This is a genomic window from Bifidobacterium vespertilionis, from assembly GCF_008698145.1.
GTDB lineage: Bacteria > Actinomycetota > Actinomycetes > Actinomycetales > Bifidobacteriaceae > Bifidobacterium > Bifidobacterium vespertilionis.
The window spans coordinates 39,942-59,603 of the sequence record NZ_RZNZ01000004.1 but is presented as its reverse complement, the minus strand read 5'-3'; the positions used below and the strand labels follow the sequence as shown (position 1 = coordinate 59,603).

The following is a 19,662-nucleotide window of genomic DNA, read 5'->3' as shown; positions in this document are numbered from 1 at the left end:
GGCTTCTGCCCACCTGCCCGCGTGGTCTATAAGGAGATAACATGCCTACACCCAAGAAGGGCCCGCGCCTGGCGTCAAGCCCCGCCCACGAGCGCCTGATGCTCGCGAACATGGCCACCAGCCTGTTCCAGCACGGCCGCATCACCACCACGCTGCCGAAGGCCAAGCGTCTTCGCCCGCTGGCCGAGCGCCTGATCACCTTCGCGAAGCGTGGCGATCTGCACTCCCGCCGTCGCGTGATGCGCGTCATCCGCAACAAGTCCGTGGTCCACTCCCTGTTCACCGAGATCGCTGAGCAGATGGAGCAGCGCGAGGGCGGCTACACCCGCATCGTGAAGATCGCTTCCCGCAAGGGCGACACCGCCCCCGCCGCGATCATCGAGCTGGTGACCGAGCCGGTGAGCCCGAAGCAGGCCGTGGTGAAGGAAGCCGAGGCCGCCACCAAGGTTGCCGATCAGGCTCCCGCCGAGGCGCCCGTGACCGAGGCCACCGAGGCTCCGGCCGAGACCGCCGCCGAGAACACCGAGGCTGAGAAGGCTGAGTGAATCCGGCCGGTCGTCAAGACCGACTGACGGTTCATAGAGGGACCGGGAATCCGAACAATCGGGTTCCCTGTCCCTTTTGTATCATCCGATACAAAACCGGACATCCAGGGCCGCGCGACGGGTATGCGACAATGGGGTGCGTGATACGACTGCGAATTGATTTGGCATACGACGGCGGCGCGTTCTACGGGTGGGCGAAACAGCCCGAACTCAGGACCGTGCAGGGTGAAATCGAATCCGCATTGGCGAGGATTCTGCGAACGCCCGCCGACGGTCCGCAGCCCAGGCTGGTGGTGGCCGGCCGGACCGACACCGGGGTGCATGCCTCCCATCAGGTGTGCCATATCGATGTTGACGAATCGGCCCTCGCCTCATGCGTGGGACATATGGATGCGCCCGCTGAGGTGGCCCTGCAGCGACGGCTCGACCGCATGCTGCCCGACGACATCGTGATCCATCGCATCAGCCGCGCGCCGGAGGGTTTCGACGCCCGGTTCTCTGCGCTGGAACGCACCTATGTGTACCGGGTGCGCGATGCCGCCGTTCCGATGGACCCGCGTCTGCGCGGTTTTGTGCTCAGGCTGGACGATGAACTGGACGTGGACGCGATGAACGAGGCGATGGCGGCCACGATCGGCCTGCATGACTTCGGCTCGTTCGCCACCCCGAATCCCGGCGGCACCACGATCCGCGAGGTGAAGATCGCACGATGGGACCGTGTGCCCGTCCGTCCGCTGGTTGCATATGCCGATGAGACGGCCCGTGGCTCGCTGGGAACGCCCGCGTACGTCACGCCTGCCGCCGATTCGGGCCTGCTGACCCTGACGATCGTGGCCGACGCCTTCGCGCGCAACATGGTCCGTTCGCTGGTGGGCGCATCGATCAAGGTGGGCCAGGGCAAGCGCAGCGTTGCATGGTTTCGCGACAAGGTGGCCGAGCCCAAGCGCGAGGGGGAGACCGGGCCGATCGCCCCGCAGGGCCTCACGCTTGAGTATGTGGCCTATCCGCCGGACGATCAGCTTGCAACCCGCGCCGAGGCGATCCGGGCCAAGCGCACGCTGTAGGACGCGTCGCCGCGTGCTCTGGATTTGCTCCGGATTGCCCCGCGGAACCCGGTGCCATCCCGGTCATCATCCCGTAACACAAACGCGCCTCTTCGGTAACGACGAAACCCTACCGTAATCCTTATGGACCGATCGGACCCGGCACCGCCGCGCGTCCGATCGCGGAATGCGTTGAGCAACGAGCAGTAAGGAGCGCGTGATGGCCGAGACGAGTGCACGGAAGCTGGCGGCGGAGCTGGTGGATCGCCGGGAGGCCATCAACCGCGAGCTGAGCCGCAATGGCGTGCGATTCGGCATCTACAAGAACGGCACGTACCACGATCAGCTGTTCCCCTACGATCCGATCCCGCGCGTGATCGGATCGAACGAATTCGACGAGCTGGAGAAGGGCCTCAAGCAGCGTGTCAACGCCCTGAACGCCTATCTGAAGGACGTGTATTCGGACAAGCGGATCATCCACGACGGGATCATCCCCGAGGAGTACGTGTACACGTCGGCCGGCTACTTCCCTCAGGTCAACGGGGTAACGCCCCCGGGCGGCATCTTCGCGCACATCGCCGGCGAGGACTTGGTACAGGGCGAGGATGGCCGCTGGTGGGTGCTCGAGGACAACCTGCGCATTCCGTCCGGCGCCAGCTACCCGCTGTTCGTGCGTGACATCGAGCGCCGCATCTGCCCCACGCTGTTCCGCGACGTGCGCATCCGCGACAACCGCGCCTACCCCACGCTGCTGCGCAAGTCCATGGACTTCGTCTCCACCGAGGGCATCTCCGTGGTGCTCACGCCGGGCCGCTACAACTCGGCGTTCTTCGAGCATGCCTACCTGGCGGAGAAGACCGGCGCGGTGCTGGCATTCCCCGAGGACCTTGAGGTGGAGGGCAACAAGCTGTGGTTCGTGGACTACTCCGGCGCCAAGCACCGCGTTGGCGTGGTCTACCGCCGCCTGTCCGATGAGTTCCTGGACCCGTTCGCGTTCAACCCCGATTCGGTGATCGGCGTGCCGGGCCTGCTGTCCGTGTACCGCGCCGGCAATGTGGCGATCATGAACGCGCCGGGCAACGGCGCCGCCGACGACAAGGCGATCTACTACTTCGTGCCGGCCATGATCCAGTACTACCTGCACGAGGATCCGATCCTGCACAACGCGCCCACCTACATGCCCATGTTCGAATCGGATCGCAAGGAGGTCCTCAGCCGTCTGGGCGAGCTGGTCATCAAGGACGTGGCGGAGGCCGGCGGCTACGGCGTGGTGTTCGGTTCGTCGCTGGACGCCGCCCGCCGCGAGGAGCTCGCCGATCGCATCAAGGCCGAGCCCCGCCGCTTCATCGCCCAGGAGGTCATCCAGTTCAAGGACCTGTCCGTGATCGACCCGGCCACCGGCCAGGCCGTGCCGCGCAAGGCCGATCTGCGTGCCTTCGTAGTGACCGGCAAGAGCACGCACGTGTGGTACTCCGGCCTGACCCGCTACTCGTCCATTCCGGGCCAGATGATCGTCAACTCCTCGCAGGGTGGCGGCTTCAAGGACACGTGGATCATGGCTCCCGAGACCGAGGTCGAGGGCGATCTGGACCAGTCCCGCGAACGCGAGAAGGTGGCGATCGCCGCCGAATCCGCCCGCCATGCGCTGGCTCTGGTCACCTCCTCGAAGACGGACACGCTCTACTGGCTCGGCCGCTACACCGAGCGCGTGTTCACCACGATCAAGCGTTTCTTCCCCTTCTACGATCAGGTCATGGACACCGATGTGGACGCCTTCCGCCCGTTCGCCCGCGCGCTCGACCTGCCGGAGGATTTCGAGGACTTCGACGCGTTCATCCAGAACTTCCTGTACGACGCGGACAACCCCGATTCCGTGCACGCCGCGATCAAGGCCGCCTTCAACAATGCGGTGATCCTGCGCCCCGAACTCGGTTCCGACCTGCTGCAGTACGTGGAGCTCGCGCTGAGCAACATCGTGGACGCCTCCCATCGCGCGGCCAACGCCGAGGACATCTACAAGCAGCGCGACATCACCGACGATCTGCTGGCGTTCTGGGGCGGCATCGAGAACTCCACCGTGGACCAGACCCTCAAGTCATTCATCTTCATCGGCAAGTACGTGGAGCGCATCGATCTGTACACGCGCTTCGGCCTGCCGGTGAACCAGCTGATCGCCCCGCTCAAGAAGCTCGCCTCCTACGCGATCACCCTGGATGGCATGCCGTTGCCGCAGTGCTTCGCGGACGGCGTGCGGTGGCTGATCGACCAGATGCCGTCGCGCGGATACGCCGAGCTCACCGAAACGCTCAGGAAGTTCCTGGAGGGCTTCGGCGATCACATCAGCGCCAGCCGTCTCAAGGACATCGGCATGATCAACGCCATGGACATGGATGCCACCAAGCTCTGACGTCCGATTCATTTACAATGGTCACAGACCACTATATGGCCGGCGTCGTTTTGCAAAGGGCGGCGTCGGCCAATATGGTAGATGGAACGAAGTGACCCGCGAATCCGAGACGAGAGGCTGGAACCGTTGAAAAAATTGGTGTTTAACTACCAAATGAAGTTGACGTTCAGTTCCCCCGTGACCGATCATCGCTTTCAGCTGCGCTGCATTCCCGCCACCGGTCCGCGCCAGCAGGTCGTGGACGTGGAGGTGAAGATCGACCCGGACGTGGAGCTGGAGACCACCATCGACTCCTTCGATTCGGTGGTCAAGACCGGGTACATCCCCGAGGAGCACGATCATTTCAACTATTCGGTGACCGGCATCGCCTTCGTGGACAACGAGCACATCAAGCCGGAGATCTACAAGCCGCTGTACCGGTTCGACTCCGCGCTCACCGTGCCCGGACCGAACCTGCTCGCGCTGATCGAGCGATGCAAGGATCGTCTCCGCCATGAGTCCAACACCGGCTCCCCGGTTGCGGTGGCCCAGGTGGTCATGGACGAGGTGTACAAGGCGTTCACGTACACGCCGCTGTCCACCACCATCCGCACCACCGCCGAGCAGGCCCTCTCGCAGGGCAAGGGCGTGTGTCAGGACTATGCGCACGTGATGCTGGCCGTGTGCCGCCATGTGGGCCTCACCGCCCGCTACATCGCGGGACTTCTGGGCGGCGAGGGCGCCACGCACGCATGGATCGAGGTGTACCACAAGAACCGCTGGATCGGCCTTGACCCTACGCACAACCGGCTCGTGGACGACAACTACATCACCATCGCCCACGGGCGCGACTACCGCGACTGCATGCTGGATATCGGCATCTTCTCCGGCGTGAGCGTCAAGCAGACCCAGTGGGTCAACGCCTCCGTGCACGAGCAGCGGAACTGAGCAGGAACGCGCGGGCGGCGGTCTCCGCCGCCATCGGCACGTTGATCTCCAGCCGGTCGATGCATTCGTCCAGGCTCATGGGACAGGGGACGGAGGGGATGACCAGATCGATGCCCATGTCATAGACCGCGCCAAGATCGTCCGCCCGGCCGCCGACCACGGCGATGACGGGCTTGCCGTGCCGTTTGGCTCGCTGGGCCACGCCCACGGGCGCCTTGCCGTTGGCCGATTGCGCGTCCATGCGGCCTTCTCCGGTGATGACCAGATCGACGCCGTCCATCACGTCGTCGATCCCGATCAGATCCAGCACCGTTTCGATGCCGCTGCGTATCTCCGCCCCGCAGAAGGCCACGAGCGCCGCGCCCAGTCCGCCTGCCGCCCCGGTTCCCGGGATGCGTGACACATCCGTGCCCAGGATTGCATGGACCACATCGGCATAGCGTCGCATCCATCCGTCGAGACCATTGGCCTCGTCGGGGGCGATGCCCTTCTGCGGGCCGTAGACGTGCACGGCGCCGTGGTTGCCGACCAGGGGGTTCGACACATCGGTCAGGGCGATGAACTCCGTTTCGGCGATGCGCGGATCGAGCCCGGTGGCGTCGATGGCCGTCAGATCCTCCAGACCGGCGAGTCCGCAGGGGATGTCCGCGCCGGAGCCGTCGAGGAACCTGACGCCGAGCGCCTTGGCCATGCCGGCGCCGCCGTCGCTGGTGGCGGAGCCGCCGAGGCCGATGTAGATGCGTCGGGCCCCGGCATCGATCGCGTCCAGAACCATCTGTCCCACGCCGAACGTGGAGGCGTTCAGGGCGTTGCTCCGGTTCTGCTCGATGAGTGTGATGCCGCTGGCCTGGGCCATCTCGAGGATGGCCGTGCGGCCGTCCGGCAGCATGCCGTACCGGGCCTCCACGTCATCCCCGAGCGGGCCGGACACCGTCACCGTCCGGATGCGCCCGCCCGTCGCATCGGTCACGGCGTCCACGGTTCCCTCGCCGCCGTCCGCGATGGGATATTTCAGCACGGTGCAGTCGGGGAGCGCCCGGCGCACGCCGAGCTCAAGCAGCTCCTCGATGCGCCGGCTGGATGCCGATCCCTTGAAGGAATCCGAAGCGAGCAGAATGGTCGGTTGGTCGCATGATTCCATGAATGGCCTCTTTCGCGTGCCGTCTTTCGTGTGATGCCCGGATATGCAAAAGGCCCCGATCGACTGACCGGGGCCTTTTGACTTGCGGCGGATAAGGCGAGATTCGAACTCGCGGAGGGAGTTGCCCTCACACGCTTTCGAGGCGTGCTCCTTAGACCGCTCGGACACTTATCCATTGCTGCTCATTCAAGCAACTTGTCTAGTATGCCACAAAATCAGGACTGCGCAAGTCGGGCGGCGAACAGCGCCGTGTCGTGTGCCGGATAGCCGAGCCGCATGGCCTGCGCGGCCTCCTCGGAAAGCAGCGAGGCGAGCGTGCGCGCGGTGTCTTCGTCCTGGATGACGATGCCGTCGCCCACACCGTTGTTGCCGTTGCCGTTACTGTCGCTCCGCTCGGCCAAGGCGCCCAGCTGTTCGCGCACGGCATCCATCTCCACGCAGGCGGAAGTGGGGGAGAGCAGACCGGTCGCGTCGTCCGTTGCTGAATCGGGGTCCTTGAGCAGGGTCTGGACGGAATACACCTTCTCCCGCGAGGTCTGCTCGGACGTGCGCGCGGCGAATCCGGAGGCTAGCGCCTTGTGCCGGTCGCTCAGCGCGAGCAGCGTCTTGTCCGCCTTGTGACGTGAGGCGAGCACCTCCATGGCGAATCCGGCGCGGTCTTGTGCCAGCGCGAGTCCCGCGGCCGCATGGTCGTCCAACTGCAAATCGGTATGCTCGTCGATCGCGATGTGGTGCGCGGAGACGGCGACGCCCAGACGCGCGGCCAGAATCCCGGAGAGGTGGTCCATCTGCGCGCTCGCCATCACGCCCTCGGAGAACCGTCCGGGGCACATCACCGCCACCTCGCGCCAGACGCGGGCCGATCGCTGCGCATCGCGGTAACGGGTGTAGACCAGTTCGCCGCCGACGTTGTTGGCCCGGTCGCGCGAATCCTCGGCCTGGGCCAGTGCGCTGTCGCACGGGCCGGGCGTCATGGCGGCCTCAAGACCCCCCTCGACGCGCGGCATCCAGGCGGCCGGCGAGCACGCCGTCACCCCGATCATCATGACGGAGACGACGAATGCGGCCGCTGCGCGTGCCGGTGCATGCGATCCCCTAACCTTGCGTGTCTCCATGAATCGTTAGACTAATAGCCATTGCAGACCGCAGGGAGCGGCAGGCGGCACAATAACTTCATAAGGAGGTCTTCGACTATGGAACTAGACCTGGCAAGCATGCACCAGTTGGCGGTGGAGCAGGGGATCGATCGGGCAACGCTGGATGATGCGCTTTCCGAGGCGTTGCTTCTGGCATACCAGAAGACGCCCCACGCGGCGAAGCACGCGCGTGTGGAGCTGGACGAGCGGGCCGGCACCTTCACCGTGTGGGCGCGCGACGAGGAACCGGGCGAACCCACCGAGGAGGACCCGCATCCTGCTCCGGTGCTGGGCGAGGAGTACGACGACACCCCCAAGGACTTCGGCCGTCTGGCCGCCGCGACCGCCCGTCAGGTGTTCACGCTGCTGTTCCGCAAGGTGGAGGACGAAAAGGTGTTCGGCGCCTTCTCCGGCCAGAAGGGCAAGCTCGTCACCGGTATCGTCCAGCAGGACGTCAAGGACCCCGCCAACGTGCACATCGCCGTGGGCGACGTGGAGGCCCTGCTGCCTCGCCGCGAGCAGGTGCCGGGCGAGCGCTACCGCCATGGCGAGCGTCTGCGCGTGTACGTGGTGAACGTGGCCCGTGGCGTCAAGGGCCCGGAGATCGTGGTCTCCCGCTCCCATCCGGAGCTGGTCCGCCGTCTGTTCGAGCGCGAGGTCCCGGAGCTGGTCTCCGGAGCCGTTTCGATCATGGCCATCGCCCGCGAGGCTGGCGCGCGCACCAAGATCGCCGTGCGCGCCAACACCGAGGGCGTCAACCCCAAGGGCGCCCTGATCGGCCCCGGCGGCGCCCGCGTGCGCGCGGTCATGGAGAACCTCGGCCCGGAGAAGATCGACATCGTCGACTACTCCAACGATCCGGCCAAGTTCGTGGCCGCCGCCCTGTCCCCGGCGGTGGCGACCGGCGTGCAGGTGATCAGCGAGAAGAACAAGACGGCCATCGCCTTCATCCACGACGATCAGCTGTCCCTGGCCATCGGCAAGGAGGGCCAGAACGCGCGTCTGGCCGCCAAGCTCACCGGTTGGAAGATCGGCATCGAATCCGCCGAGGCCCATGCCGCCAAGGTGAAGGCGAAGGCCGCGCAGCAGGAGGCGCAGCAGCCCGCCGGCGAAGACGCGGACAAAGCCGAATAGGGTCCGGTCCGTCTCTCGATTTTTCCGCAGCCCGTCCTCATCGCGAGGGCGGGCTTTAGCCGCATGCGCGGGGTGTCGACATCCAGACGCTCGAGTATGCTCGTTCTCTGGTATCCGAAAAGGGTGCACTATGCCCTGACTCGGCACAGAGATGAGGTAAACCACGATCATGGTCGCACGATGAGTGAGGAACGATTCACCGTCATCGGACGATAGCCGCGCCGGCTTGCGCGTGGCTCATGGATAGGAGAAATTAGTGCCCAAAGCACGCGTATATGAATTGGCCAAGGCGCTTGGCGTGGACAGCAAGACCGTCCTCGAAAAGCTGAAGGATATGGGGGAGTTCGTCAAGTCCGCCTCCTCCACCGTGGAAGCGCCCGTCGTTCGCAGGCTCAAGGAAGCCTTCCCGCAGGCGAATCCCAACGCCTCGAAGCAGCAGAGCGGCAGGAATTCCGCCGCGCAGGGTGGCCGACCGGCCCCCGCAAAGCCGTCCCGTCCCTCCGAAGGCCGTCCTGGTGATGGACGCTCCGGCGAGGGTCGCCCGAATGAGAGGCGTGAGAACCGCGATGGCCAGCAGCGCCGCAATGCGCCCCATCGCCCGTCCGCGCCCGCAACCCCCGGTCCGCGTCCCACCCCGTCCGCGCCGGCTTCCACGTCCGCGCATGAGGCGGTTCCCGGCATTCCGCGCCCCGCGCGTCCGGCTCAGGAGACCCCGGCGTCCGCGTCCGGAGCCCGTCCGGGTCCGCGTCCGGCCGCTCCGCACCCGCATCAGCCGAACAACAACAACGGCAATCGCCATCAGGGCGGTCGTCCGGGTGACGGCCATCGTCCCGGTCCCCGCCATCAGGGCGGCGATCGCGAGCAGGGCGGTTTCAACAACGGCGGCAACGCCAATCCGTCCATTCCGCGTCCCCGCGGCGGCAACAACGGCGCCACGCCGGGCCCGCGTCCGCATGCGTCCGCGCATGGCAATGGCGGCAACGGCAATGCCGGCAATAACAACGCCATCCCGCGTCCGGGCAACAACCCGTTCAGCCGTCGTCAGGGCATGAGCACGCCTACGCCGGGTGACATCCCGCGTCCGCATCCCATGGCCCGCCCCACCGTCAACGACGGTCGTCGCGGTGGTCGTCCGGGTCAGGGCAACGGTCAGGCGGGCCGCGGCGGTTTCCGCGGTCGTCCGGGTCAGGGCGGCGCTCAGGGCGCGCGTCCGGGCCAGTGGGGCCACAACCGTCCGGGTCAGGGCGGCGGCGCTCAGGGCGCACGTCCGGGTCAGGGCGGCGGCAACCGCTTCGGTGGCCAGAACAGCGGCGGCAGCAACTTCCCGGGCAATTCCTCCGGTCCGTCCAACGGTCCCGCTCGCGGTGGCCGCGGCGGTCGCGGCGGTGCCGCGGGCGCGTTCGGCCGTCAGGGCGGCAAGTCCTCGAAGGCCCGCAAGAACAGGCTGGCGAAGCGTCATGAGTATGAGGAGCTGAAAGCACCCACCATCGGCGGCGTGCGCATCCCCAGCGGCAACGGCCAGACCATCCGTCTGCGTCAGGGCGCGTCCCTCGCGGACCTCGCGGAGAAGATCAACGTCAATCCGGCCGCGCTGGTGACCGTGCTCTTCCACTTGGGTGAAATGGCCACGGCCACGCAGTCCCTGGACGAGTTCACCTTCCAGATTCTGGGCGAGGAGATCGGCTGGAACATCCAGCTCGTTTCCGCCGAGGAGGAGGACAAGGAGCTGCTCCAGCAGTTCGACATCAACCTGGATGAAGAGGAGCTGCAGGAGGACGAGGATCTTCAGCCGCGTCCGCCGGTCGTCACCGTCATGGGCCATGTCGACCACGGTAAGACCCGACTGCTGGACACCATCCGCAAGACCAACGTCATCGAGGGCGAGGCCGGCGGCATCACCCAGCGCATCGGCGCCTATCAGGTCACCGTCACGCTGGATGGCGAGAAGCGCAAGATCACGTTCCTCGACACCCCTGGCCACGAGGCGTTCACCGCCATGCGTGCCCGTGGTGCCGAGATCACCGACATCGCGATCATCGTGGTCGCGGCGGATGATGGCGTGATGCCCCAGACCGTCGAGGCCATCAACCACGCGCAGGCGGCCCATGTGCCGATTGTCGTGGCCGTCAACAAGATCGATAAGCCCGGCGCCAACCCGGAGAAGGTGCGCGGCCAGCTCACCGAGTACGGCCTCGTGCCCGAGGACTATGGTGGCGACACCATGTTCGTGGACATCTCCGCCAAGCAGGGCACCAACGTGGACAAGCTACTCGAAGCCGTGCTGCTCACGGCCGACGCCGAGCTGGATCTGCGCGCCAACCCGAACATGGACGCGCGTGGCGCCACCATCGAGGCCCGACTGGACAAGGGCCGCGGTGCCGTCGCCACCGTGCTGGTGCAGCAGGGCACCCTGCATGTGGGCGATGCGATCGTCGCCGGCACCTCCTACGGCCGCGTGCGTGCCATGCTGGACGAGAACGGCAAGACGATGGACGAGGCTACCCCGTCCACCCCGGTGCAGGTGCTCGGTCTGACGTCCGTGCCCACCGCGGGCGACCTCTTCCTGGTCGCCCCGGATGACCGCACGGCCCGTCAGATCGCCGAGAAGCGCCAGGCCACCGAGCGCGCCGCCCAGCTGGCCAAGCGCCGCAAGGTCGTCTCGCTCGAGAGCCTCAAGGAGCAGTTCGCCAAGGCCGAGGTCGACATGCTCAACATCGTTATCAAGGGCGATTCCTCCGGCTCCGTCGAGGCGCTCGAGGACTCCCTGATGAAGATCGAGGTGTCCGACGAGGTCGGCATTCAGGTGATCCACCGCGGTGTCGGCGCCATCACGCAGAACGATGTCAATCTGGCGTCCGTGGACAAGGCCGTCATCATCGGCTTCAACGTCCGCCCGAACCGTCAGGTGCAGGAGCTCGCGGACCGCGAGGGCGTGGAGATCAAGTACTACTCGATCATCTACAAGGCGATCGAGGACGTGGAGGCGGCCCTCAAGGGCATGCTCAAGCCGGAGTACGAGGAGGTCGTCACCTCCCACTCCGAGATCCGCGAGATCTTCCGCTCCTCCAAGTTCGGCAACATCGCCGGCGTCATGGTGCAGGATGGCGAGGTCAAGCGTGGCACCAAGTGCCGCATCCTGCGCAACGGCGTCGCCACGGTCAACGACCTGGAGATCTCCTCGCTGCGTCGTTTCAAGGACGACGTGCAGTCCGTCAAGGAAGGCTACGAGGCTGGTATCAACCTCGGTTCCTTCAACGACATCCAGATCGGCGACATCATCGAGACCTTCGAGATGCAGGAGGTCGAGCGCAAGTAGGCGCATCGATCGGCCGGTCTGAATGCAGGGCCAAGGCTTGGCTTGGGGCGTCCGCATGGCAGTGTCCGTGCGGGCGCCTTTTGCATGCCCATCGCGATTCGGTTGGGCTCATCCTGAGCGTTTCCCCGTCATCCTGAGCACTGGGCCGTTAAGCGAACAGCCCAGTGGGCTGTCCGTAGGCAGGCTGAGCCGTTAAGCAAACGCCAGTGGCGTTTGTAGGCGAAGGCGAACGACAGTGAGCAAATAATGCTGCGGCCGCAGGCCGTCCGCAGTTGCGGTCGAGCCGCCGCCAAGGCGGCGACGGTCCGGCGCAGCCGGACACAAAAGGGCGGAGTCGAAAGATCCTTAACCTCCGCATTCCTTCGCGCCCTGCCCCATACCTTCCGATCTGCCCGGTTTACGACCCTCCCGCTGGGCCAAACTGGGCAGATCCGGTCATTTCATTCATGAACTGGGCAGATCGTGTTCGTTAGGAGCCCAAATCGGCCTCCAGATGACTGGATCTGCCCAGTTTGCAAAATAGGCGTCCCATTTTGCCCAGTTTGCGCCACCGGTCAGGTGTCGGTCGAGTGTCGGTCGGGTGTCGGTCGGGCCAAACTGGGCATTTCTATCATCCTGAGCGGGCGGATGGCGTCACCGGATCCTTCGACTTCGCCCTGTCGGGCTTCGCTCAGGACGTTGTTCGCATCGGCGCCGTACAATAGGATTGGATATGCTGGCGTAGGGATCGGGGGTTCCGATGGCGAGGATCGGGATGAGCAATCTGCTGGAGGCCAACGGTCTTCGCTTGGGATATACGGCGAAAACCGTCACGGTCGTCGAACCTGCCACCGGATTCAAGATTGTGTTCAACAACGACGGCACTGTACGGAGCAATACGTTTCCGGATGAAGCTCTTCCACTGGTGAAAGGCTATTTCAAACGTTCTTACCCGTTTGTGGAGGACGCCCGCGCTGTGGATCGCGAATATGCCTGAGATATGGTTTGAGGATGTTGCCGGATACGAGTTCTATGTGACCAGCAACGACGGTGGGCATGGAGTGCATTTTCATATCAAACGCAATAATTCATATCGACTTGCCAAATTTGTACTGACCGCCGACGGTGATGTGGTTGTGGACTCGACCACATTGGATGTCCGGACCACGAAGAAAATCCAGCTGTACATGCGGCGAAACTTTTTTGGCGGTTGTCATTTTGACAAGTAACCATTTTCCGTCATCCTGAGCGCTGAGCCGTTAAGCGAACAGCCCAGTGGGCTGTCCGTAGGCGAAGGGAGCCGCCGCCAAGGCGGCGACGGTCCGGCGCAGCCGGACACAAAAGGGCGGAGTTGAAGGATGACGAGGGATGCCGATCCCGCTTCGGCTAAGTAACGGAGTGGCGGTTCGCACGGGGGATGTGCGACTATGGTATGAGTGTGTTTTTTGTCAGGCGCGCAAGGCCTGACCGTGGATAAAGGAAATGACTATGGCAGGAACCAACCCGCGCGCGGCCCGCATCGCGGCCCTCATCCAGCGCGTCATCGCGTCCAATATGGAGATGCAGCTGCACGACAAGCGTCTCGCGAACGTGACGATCACCGAGGTGCGCGTCACCAACGATCTGCAGATCGCCAAGATCTACTGGACCCAGCTTGGCCACGCCGGCAAGGAGCAGGGCGAGCGCCAGCGCGCCAAGCAGGCGCTCGAGCAGGCCAAGGGCCGTCTGCGTTCGCTGGTGGGCGCCAAGGCCGGTCTGCGCCTCACCCCGCAGCTGCAGTTCATCTTCGATGAGGTGCCCGGCGAGGCCACTGAGATCGAGGACATTCTGGCCGTGGCCCGCAAGCGCGACGAGGAGCTGGCCCGCGCCCGCGCCACCGCGCAGTACGCCGGTGACGAGGACCCGTACAAGCATCCCGAGGAGCGCGAGGACGACGATTGGGATGATGACGAGGACGACGAGGACGATTGGGACGAGGAACCGGAGGAGTCCGAAGCCGATGAGGCCGAACCCGACGAGTCCGATGACGCCGAGTCCGACTCCGATGACACGGACGGCGCCGCCCAGGCATGATGCATTCCGGTCTGCTGATCCTCGACAAGCCGCAGGGCGTCACCAGCTTCGACATGGTCGCGGCCGTGCGCGGCACCCTGCACATCAAGAAGGTCGGTCACGCCGGCACGCTTGACCCGATGGCCACAGGCGTGCTCGTGGTCGGCTTCGGCAACGTCACGCGCCTGCTCAACCCGATCGTGGGACACGCCAAGACGTACGAGACCACGATCCGACTGGGCCAGCGCACCACCACCGATGACGCCGACGGCGAGATCATCGCGCCCGTAGCGGCGTCCGCGGCGTCGTTCAAATCGGCGTCCCTGCTCGATCGTGCCACGATCGAGCGGACCATCGCCGATCGGCTCACCGGGGACATCCTGCAGGTGCCCAGCACATACTCCGCCATCAAAATCGACGGCCAGCGCGCCTACGATCTGGCCCGCGAGGGCAAGGCCGTGGAACTGCAGGCCCGGCCCGTGACCATCCATGCCTTCGATGTGCTCGACGTGCGTCCCGCTGTGGCCGCCGATGGCACGCCCGTGGTGGATGTGGATGCGCGCGTCGACTGCTCGTCCGGCACCTACATCCGGTCGCTCGGGCGTGATCTGGGCGACCTGCTGGGCGTGGGCGGCCATCTGACGCGCCTGAGGCGCACGCGCGTAGGCAAGTTCGATCTGACCGATCCGTTCATCGCCAGCCGCGCGGTGCATGCGGTCGTCGACACCAAGACCTTCACGAACCGGGACGGCGAGACGATCACGCGCAATCGCGCCGTGCTGAGTCTGGACGGCGGGCAGACGGGCGAATCGTCCGGTTCGGATCGGGCGGCCCTGCTGCTGCAACACGCCCTGCCCGCGGCCGTCAGCGCCCGCATGTGCATGCCCAGCATGGACATCACCCCCGAGGAGGCGCGCGATCTGCGCTTCGGCCGGCGCATCGAGCGCAAGCCCAAGGAGCCCACGGCGGCCATTGCCGGGGACGACCTTGTGGCGATCATCGAACGTGCGAACGGCCATCAGGCCAAGCCCGTCACGGTATTCCCGGACGAAACAACCGCAACCCAACCACCAAAGGAACGCAAGGCATGAAGATCATCAGACTGACACCCGACACCACCGGTCTGGTCGATTGGCCCACACTGAGCACCGCCAAAAAGTCCGTCGTCACCGTGGGCGTGTTCGACGGCATGCATCAGGGGCATCAGGCGGTGATCCGCCGCGTCGTCGAACTAGCGAAGCGTGACAGGGCGCTGTCCGTGGTGGTGATGTTCGATCCGCGCCCCGGTCTGGTGCACGCCTGGGCCAAAGCGCACGATGGTGCCGAGCCCGGATCCGACGCGGTGGACGTCGAAGCGCTGACCAGTGTAGACGAGCGCATCCGCATCATGCGCGGCATGGGCGTGGACTATGTGATCGTGACGCGCTACACGCTGGCCTTCGCCGCCAAATCGTATCGGTTCTTCCTGGGCCAGATGGTGGGCAAGCTGGGCATGCGTGCGCTCGTTTTGGGACAGGACGCGGCGATGGGCGCCGGGCGCGCGGGCGATGTGAAGGCCATCCGCACGCTCGCCGAGGGCACCGGCGTGTTCGAGCTGGATGTGGTGGACGATCGCGGCCCCGGCTATGTGCGTGTGCCGGCGGTGATCGAGCCGCATATGCCGCAGGTTCACGGTGAGCCGGCCGATCCTCTGGCCGGATTGACCAAGGACCAGCTGCGCGCGTGGAGCAAGAGGAACAATTGCAGGCTCAACCGCGTGTGGAGCTCCACGAACGTGCGCTGGCTGCTGTCGCAGGGCCGTGTGCGCGACGCCAACAAGGTGCTGGAACATCCGCATGCCATTGAGGGCGTGGTGGTGCACGGCGAGGAGCGCGGACGGACCATCGGGTTCCCCACCGCGAATCTGGGCGATGCGATCAGCGGCTATCTGCCCGTGGACGGCGTATACGCCGGCTGGCTGATCGACATGGGACCGGCGAGCGACGCCGAAGGGGCGGATGCGCCGGATGCCGTGGGGGAGGATTCTCGTCTGGCCGCTGGTTCACCGTGGCGCTGGCCCGCTGCGATCTCGATCGGCAGCAAGCCCACTTTCAGCGAGAAGACCGGCCTGCATGAGCGCGTGGTGGAGGCGTACGCGATCGCCAGCGACTGGCTGGATCTGTACGGCCACCGGGTGCGCGTGGAGTTCGCCGGATACCTGCGTCCGCAGATCCGCTTCGAGGGCGCTGACGAGCTGGTGGCCGAGCTTAACCGCAATGTGGAGGAGACCAAGCGCCTCACCGCGTGATGCGTAGGTCCCTTTCGTCATCCTGAGCGGGTCGCATCCTCCCGTCATCCTGAGCGAGCGATGCTCCTTCCCGTCATTCTGAGAGAGGCAGAGGCCCCCTGTCATCCTGAGCGTAGCGCGGAGCGCGGAGCCGAAGGATCCTTAATCTTCTGCACAAAGTTAAGGATCCTTCGGCTCCGCGCTCTGCTCAGGATGACGGAATGGACTTCTACCCTGCGGGCTTAGCTCAGGATAACGAAGGAATCAGGATGGCTGAGTCCTACCGCTTGGCCGCCACGCCGAGTGTGGCCAAGGCGTCGCGCAGGGAGTCGACCTGCAGAATCTCCAGCCCGGCGGTGTGCGCCGCATCGTGCGACGATCGTCCGCGCCGCCGCATCACCGGCACCACAGCGCGCGTGAAGCCCAATCGGGCGGCCTCCGCCAATCGGTGCTCCAATCGCGGCACAGGACGGATCTGGCCGGTCAGTGAGATTTCGCCGATCGCGCATGTGCCTCGGGCGATCGGCACGCCGTTCGCGGCGCTGGCCAGTGCGGCGGCCACGGCCAGATCGCATGCCGGTTCCTTGGCAAGCCCGCCGGCGATCGTGGACACGTACAGATCGTTCGCCAGGATGTTGATGCGCGCATGCCGGTAGAGCACGGCCACCAGCATCGCCAGCCGGTTCGTGTCCACGCCGTTCGCGGCCCGTCGGGGCGTGGGCAGCACCGAAGCCGTGACCAGTGACTGCACCTCGATCGGCAGCGATCGGTGCCCGTCCAGCGTGAACGTGACGCAGGTGCCCTCCGTGGCCATGCCGTCGTCACCGGAACCGCTGGACAGGAACAGCCCGGACGGGTCGGTGACCTCCTCGATGCCCTCCCCGCTCATGTCGAAGCAGCCCACCTCGTCGGTGGGGCCGAACCGGTTCTTCACCGCGCGCAGCATGCGCAGGGCCGTTTCCGAATCGCCCTCGAACTGGCAGACCACGTCCACCAGATGCTCCAGCGTGCGCGGGCCGGCGATCGACCCGTCCTTGGTCACATGGCCCACGAGCAGCACCGGCACATCGAGCGTCTTGGCGGTGTCGATCAGCGCGCTCGCCACCTCGCGCACCTGTGTGGAGCCGCCGGAGATGCCGTCCACATCCTGCGAGGTGATGGTCTGCGCCGAATCCACGATCGCCAGCGCCGGCCTTGTCTGGCCGATCAGCCCGAGCACGGTGGCGAGATCGGTGGTGGCGGCGAGCAGCAGATTGTCCTCCACCGCGTTGATGCGCTGGGCCCGCATGCGCACCTGGGCCTGCGATTCCTCGCCGGAAATGTAGAGCACCGTGCGTGGCTGGGCGGCATCGGGTGCCCCGCCGGCGGATCCGTCGTCGCCGGAGCCGGAGTCGCCCCCGGCCACCGCGCGCGCCACATGCCCGGCCGTTTCCAGCAGCAGCGTCGATTTGCCGATGCCCGGCTCGCCCGCCACCAGCACCACGGAACCGGGCACAATGCCCCCGCCCAGCACGCGATCGAACTCGGAGAATCCGGTCGTCAGGCGCGTGACGCTTTCCGTGCCGATCTTGGTGATAGGCGTGGCGACGCCATCGGCCACCATCGCCGCCTGCGTGCGCGAGACGCGGCCCGATTCGGTGCCGATCCCGCCGCGCGCGCCGCCCGTACCCGGCCCCGCCGCCCCGGTGCGGGCCCTGGCCGCCGGTCGGGCTTCATGGAACTCGTCGATCGTGCCCCACTGCCCGCACTCCGGGCAGCGTCCAAACCACTTCACTCCGGTCCAACCGCATTCGGAGCACAGGTACTGCGTGGGATTCTTCGCCATGCTTCGACGCTAACCAACGAGCGTGACAGCCTAACTCCCGTGGCGTGGGCACCGGCGTCGCCTTGCTGTGCAAGAATCGTCGTATGCCGCAGAATCAGAAGCAGTCCGTGTCGTCCCAGTCCGCCCCCAAGTCCCATGGCCGTACCGTCGGCGTGGTCGTGGTGGCGGCCGTCATCGTCATCATCGCATTGGTCACCGCGTTCATCGCCCCCGGCTGGGCGCTGAAGAAGAACGCCGAGCCCAACGTGGCCGCTCCCGGTGACGCGCAGACCCAGACCACGCAGACCGCCGATCCGACGCCCACCATTTCGGCTTCGACGCTGCCGAATGACGCCACCGAGCTGCTCAAGGCCATGCCGGACACCGTGCTCAACTTCGCGCGCACGGGCGCCGGGGCCACGACCACATGGTCCAACGCCAAGGTCAAGCCCGTGGAGGAGTACACGCTCACGTACTCCACCGGCGACGCGGCCAACGACGTGACGATCATTGCGGCCCAGTGGTCCAAGGCTGACGACGCCAAGACCCAGTATGAGGACCTCACCGGCGCGCTCACGGGCAAGGAGCTCGCCTCCGGCAACATCAAGGTCTCCGGCTCCAATACCGGCGCGTACGTGACCAAGGAGGACGGCTCCAGCGACAAGGCCATCTCCGTGTGGCGCAACGACACGGTGGTGTTCCAGGCCACCGGCGCCAAGCAGGCCGTGCAGGATCTGACCAAGCATTTCCCGCTCTGACGGCGGGCGCGGTCCGTCCGGTCCTTCCGGTCCGTCTGGACAGTCGTCGGGGCTCGGGCGGCGCCGAAAATCCGCGCGCGCACTACACTGGAAGCCGTGGGAACGTTTGGCGTTCCGGTATCCGCACAAGGAGAAACACATGGATAAGGCACAGCAGGATGCATTGAAGAAGGCGGCCGGCATCGAAGCCGCCAAGCTCGTCACCGACGGCATGATCGCGGGCCTCGGCACGGGTTCCACCGTTCGTTTTCTGGTCGATGAGCTCGGCCGTCGCGTGCAGGAGGAGGGCCTGAAGTTCACGGGCGTCACCACCTCCCGCCGCACGCAGGAGCAGGCCGAGGGCTACGGCATCAAGATCGTGGACATCGACGATGTGGATCACATCGATGTGACGATCGACGGCGCCGATGAGGTGGACAAGAACTTCAACGGCATCAAGGGCGGCGGCGCTGCCCTGCTGTGGGAGAAGATCGTGGCGACCAACTCCAACAGGATCGTGTGGATTGTGGACGAGTCCAAGGTGGTGGACACCATCGGCGCGTTCCCGCTGCCGGTCGAGGTGATCCCGTTCGGCGCCGGCCACGTGATCAAGCGCTTCGAGGCCAAGGGCTACAAGCCGGTCCTGCGTCTGACCGCCGAGGGCGAGCCGGTGCGCACCGACGAGAACAACTACGTCGTGGACCTGCATCTGGGCCGCATCGATCATCCGCAGGCGCTGGCCGACGACCTCATCAACACGGTGGGCGTGGTCGAGCACGGCCTGTTCCTCAACATGGTGGACAAGGTCATCGTGGGCGATCCGAACGGCCCGCGCGTGATGACGAACTCCAACAAGTGAGCATACCGTTGCGGCCGGTTGCCTAGCGCACCACGACCGGCCGCAAGGAGCCGCATCGCCGCCGCATAGTGCGCAGCGAATAGCGAAAAGCCCCGCGATCCGAAAGGACCTGCGGGGCTTTTGTTTTACTCTCGCTGTTGATTCAGCGGCAAGACTACTTGCGCTGGTGACGAGTCTTACGCAGCAGTTTGCGGTGCTTCTTCTTGCTCATCCGCTTGCGGCGCTTCTTGATGACGGAACCCATCGTTCAGCCTCCGATCTCTACTAGTAGAAAAGTTGCAACTTTCCCAATAATACACACTTTTGCCGACTACGC

At 65.6% G+C, this 19,662-nt stretch carries 16 protein-coding genes and 1 tRNA gene; 12 read left to right on the top strand and 5 right to left on the bottom strand.

The annotated features are described in order from the left end of the window. The first annotated feature begins 41 nt into the window (after positions 1–41). From rplQ to EMO90_RS03955, 4 genes are all read left to right on the top strand, one after another. The gene (gene rplQ, locus EMO90_RS03970; protein WP_150353342.1) at positions 42–545 is read left to right on the top strand and encodes a 50S ribosomal protein L17; all 504 of its coding nucleotides are present in this window, start codon (positions 42–44) and stop codon (positions 543–545) included. A gap of 140 nt (positions 546–685) precedes the next feature. Beyond that, entirely contained in the window at positions 686–1,609 is a 924-nt protein-coding gene (locus tag EMO90_RS03965) for a tRNA pseudouridine synthase A (RefSeq protein WP_190971930.1), read from the top strand. Positions 1,610–1,808: 199 nt separating this feature from the next. Continuing rightward, positions 1,809–3,995 carry a circularly permuted type 2 ATP-grasp protein gene (locus tag EMO90_RS03960; protein WP_150353340.1) on the top strand — a complete coding sequence of 729 codons (2,187 nt, stop codon included), beginning with the start codon at positions 1,809–1,811 and terminating at the stop codon, positions 3,993–3,995. 126 nt (positions 3,996–4,121) lie between these two features. Further along, the gene (locus tag EMO90_RS03955) at positions 4,122–4,922 is read left to right on the top strand and encodes a transglutaminase family protein (protein ID WP_150353339.1); all 801 of its coding nucleotides are present in this window, start codon (positions 4,122–4,124) and stop codon (positions 4,920–4,922) included. Here the strand turns inward: EMO90_RS03955 and EMO90_RS03950 are convergent. From EMO90_RS03950 to EMO90_RS03940, 3 genes are all read right to left on the bottom strand, one after another. Beyond that, positions 4,891–6,063, bottom strand: a complete 1,173-nt coding sequence (locus EMO90_RS03950) for a glycerate kinase (RefSeq protein WP_150353338.1) — start codon at positions 6,061–6,063, stop codon at positions 4,891–4,893. The two genes, EMO90_RS03955 and EMO90_RS03950, sit on opposite strands and share 32 nt — an antisense overlap. An 88-nt stretch (positions 6,064–6,151) precedes the next feature. Beyond that, positions 6,152–6,237, bottom strand: a tRNA-Ser gene (locus EMO90_RS03945). A gap of 41 nt (positions 6,238–6,278) precedes the next feature. Further along, positions 6,279–7,178, bottom strand: a complete 900-nt coding sequence (locus EMO90_RS03940; RefSeq protein WP_150353337.1) for a hypothetical protein — start codon at positions 7,176–7,178, stop codon at positions 6,279–6,281. Between the two features lie 78 nt (positions 7,179–7,256). Here EMO90_RS03940 and nusA point away from each other — a divergent pair, with 78 nt between their 5' ends. The 6 genes from nusA (at position 7,257) to ribF (ending at position 15,967) form a co-directional block, all read left to right on the top strand. Further along, positions 7,257–8,333: a transcription termination factor NusA gene (gene nusA, locus EMO90_RS03935; protein ID WP_150353336.1), complete on the top strand. Its 1,077-nt coding sequence runs from the start codon at positions 7,257–7,259 to the stop codon at positions 8,331–8,333. A gap of 256 nt (positions 8,334–8,589) precedes the next feature. Beyond that, positions 8,590–11,649, top strand: a complete 3,060-nt coding sequence (infB, locus tag EMO90_RS03930) for a translation initiation factor IF-2 (protein WP_150353335.1) — start codon at positions 8,590–8,592, stop codon at positions 11,647–11,649. Positions 11,650–12,403: 754 nt separating this feature from the next. Further along, positions 12,404–12,625 (top strand): hypothetical protein, encoded by a 222-nt coding sequence (locus tag EMO90_RS03925; RefSeq protein WP_150353334.1) that lies wholly within the window; start codon positions 12,404–12,406, stop codon positions 12,623–12,625. 491 nt (positions 12,626–13,116) lie between these two features. Further along, complete coding sequence (gene rbfA, locus EMO90_RS03920; protein ID WP_150353333.1) at positions 13,117–13,701, top strand: 30S ribosome-binding factor RbfA; 585 nt, start codon at positions 13,117–13,119, stop codon at positions 13,699–13,701. Next, positions 13,698–14,771 (top strand): tRNA pseudouridine(55) synthase TruB, encoded by a 1,074-nt coding sequence (truB, locus tag EMO90_RS03915; RefSeq protein WP_150353332.1) that lies wholly within the window; start codon positions 13,698–13,700, stop codon positions 14,769–14,771. The genes rbfA and truB overlap by 4 nt, the downstream gene beginning before the upstream one ends. Next, positions 14,768–15,967, top strand: coding sequence for a bifunctional riboflavin kinase/FMN adenylyltransferase (gene ribF, locus EMO90_RS03910; protein WP_150353331.1), 1,200 nt, complete (start codon positions 14,768–14,770; stop codon positions 15,965–15,967). Before truB ends, ribF begins: the two co-directional genes overlap by 4 nt. 259 nt (positions 15,968–16,226) lie before the next feature. On the opposite strand, the gene radA is transcribed toward ribF, so the two are convergent. Then, on the bottom strand, positions 16,227–17,771 hold the full coding sequence (gene radA / locus EMO90_RS03905; RefSeq protein WP_150353330.1) for a DNA repair protein RadA: 1,545 nt from the start codon (positions 17,769–17,771) through the stop codon (positions 16,227–16,229). Between the two features lie 83 nt (positions 17,772–17,854). Here radA and EMO90_RS03900 point away from each other — a divergent pair, with 83 nt between their 5' ends. Both EMO90_RS03900 and rpiA read left to right on the top strand, forming a co-directional pair. Continuing rightward, positions 17,855–18,508 carry a hypothetical protein gene (locus tag EMO90_RS03900; RefSeq protein ID WP_190971929.1) on the top strand — a complete coding sequence of 218 codons (654 nt, stop codon included), beginning with the start codon at positions 17,855–17,857 and terminating at the stop codon, positions 18,506–18,508. Between the two features lie 139 nt (positions 18,509–18,647). Then, entirely contained in the window at positions 18,648–19,346 is a 699-nt protein-coding gene (gene rpiA / locus EMO90_RS03895; protein ID WP_150353329.1) for a ribose-5-phosphate isomerase RpiA, read from the top strand. Between the two features lie 154 nt (positions 19,347–19,500). Here the strand turns inward: rpiA and EMO90_RS03890 are convergent, their stop codons facing one another. Then, positions 19,501–19,590, bottom strand: a complete 90-nt coding sequence (locus EMO90_RS03890; RefSeq protein WP_004268639.1) for a 30S ribosomal protein bS22 — start codon at positions 19,588–19,590, stop codon at positions 19,501–19,503. Positions 19,591–19,662: the final 72 nt, after the last annotated feature.

Excerpts from the sequence above, each read along its gene's own strand:
- rplQ (WP_150353342.1), top strand. The coding sequence starts at position 42 with ATGCCTACACCCAAGAAGGGCCCGCGCCTGGCGTCAAGCCCCGCCCAC.
- EMO90_RS03960 (WP_150353340.1), top strand. The coding sequence starts at position 1,809 with ATGGCCGAGACGAGTGCACGGAAGCTGGCGGCGGAGCTGGTGGATCGC.
- EMO90_RS03950 (WP_150353338.1), bottom strand. The coding sequence starts at position 6,063 with ATGGAATCATGCGACCAACCGACCATTCTGCTCGCTTCGGATTCCTTC.
- EMO90_RS03940 (WP_150353337.1), bottom strand. The coding sequence starts at position 7,178 with ATGGAGACACGCAAGGTTAGGGGATCGCATGCACCGGCACGCGCAGCG.
- nusA (WP_150353336.1), top strand. The coding sequence starts at position 7,257 with ATGGAACTAGACCTGGCAAGCATGCACCAGTTGGCGGTGGAGCAGGGG.
- EMO90_RS03925 (WP_150353334.1), top strand. The coding sequence starts at position 12,404 with ATGAGCAATCTGCTGGAGGCCAACGGTCTTCGCTTGGGATATACGGCG.
- rbfA (WP_150353333.1), top strand. The coding sequence starts at position 13,117 with ATGGCAGGAACCAACCCGCGCGCGGCCCGCATCGCGGCCCTCATCCAG.
- truB (WP_150353332.1), top strand. The coding sequence starts at position 13,698 with ATGATGCATTCCGGTCTGCTGATCCTCGACAAGCCGCAGGGCGTCACC.
- ribF (WP_150353331.1), top strand. The coding sequence starts at position 14,768 with ATGAAGATCATCAGACTGACACCCGACACCACCGGTCTGGTCGATTGG.
- radA (WP_150353330.1), bottom strand. The coding sequence starts at position 17,771 with ATGGCGAAGAATCCCACGCAGTACCTGTGCTCCGAATGCGGTTGGACC.
- EMO90_RS03900 (WP_190971929.1), top strand. The coding sequence starts at position 17,855 with ATGCCGCAGAATCAGAAGCAGTCCGTGTCGTCCCAGTCCGCCCCCAAG.
- rpiA (WP_150353329.1), top strand. The coding sequence starts at position 18,648 with ATGGATAAGGCACAGCAGGATGCATTGAAGAAGGCGGCCGGCATCGAA.
- EMO90_RS03890 (WP_004268639.1), bottom strand. The coding sequence starts at position 19,590 with ATGGGTTCCGTCATCAAGAAGCGCCGCAAGCGGATGAGCAAGAAGAAG.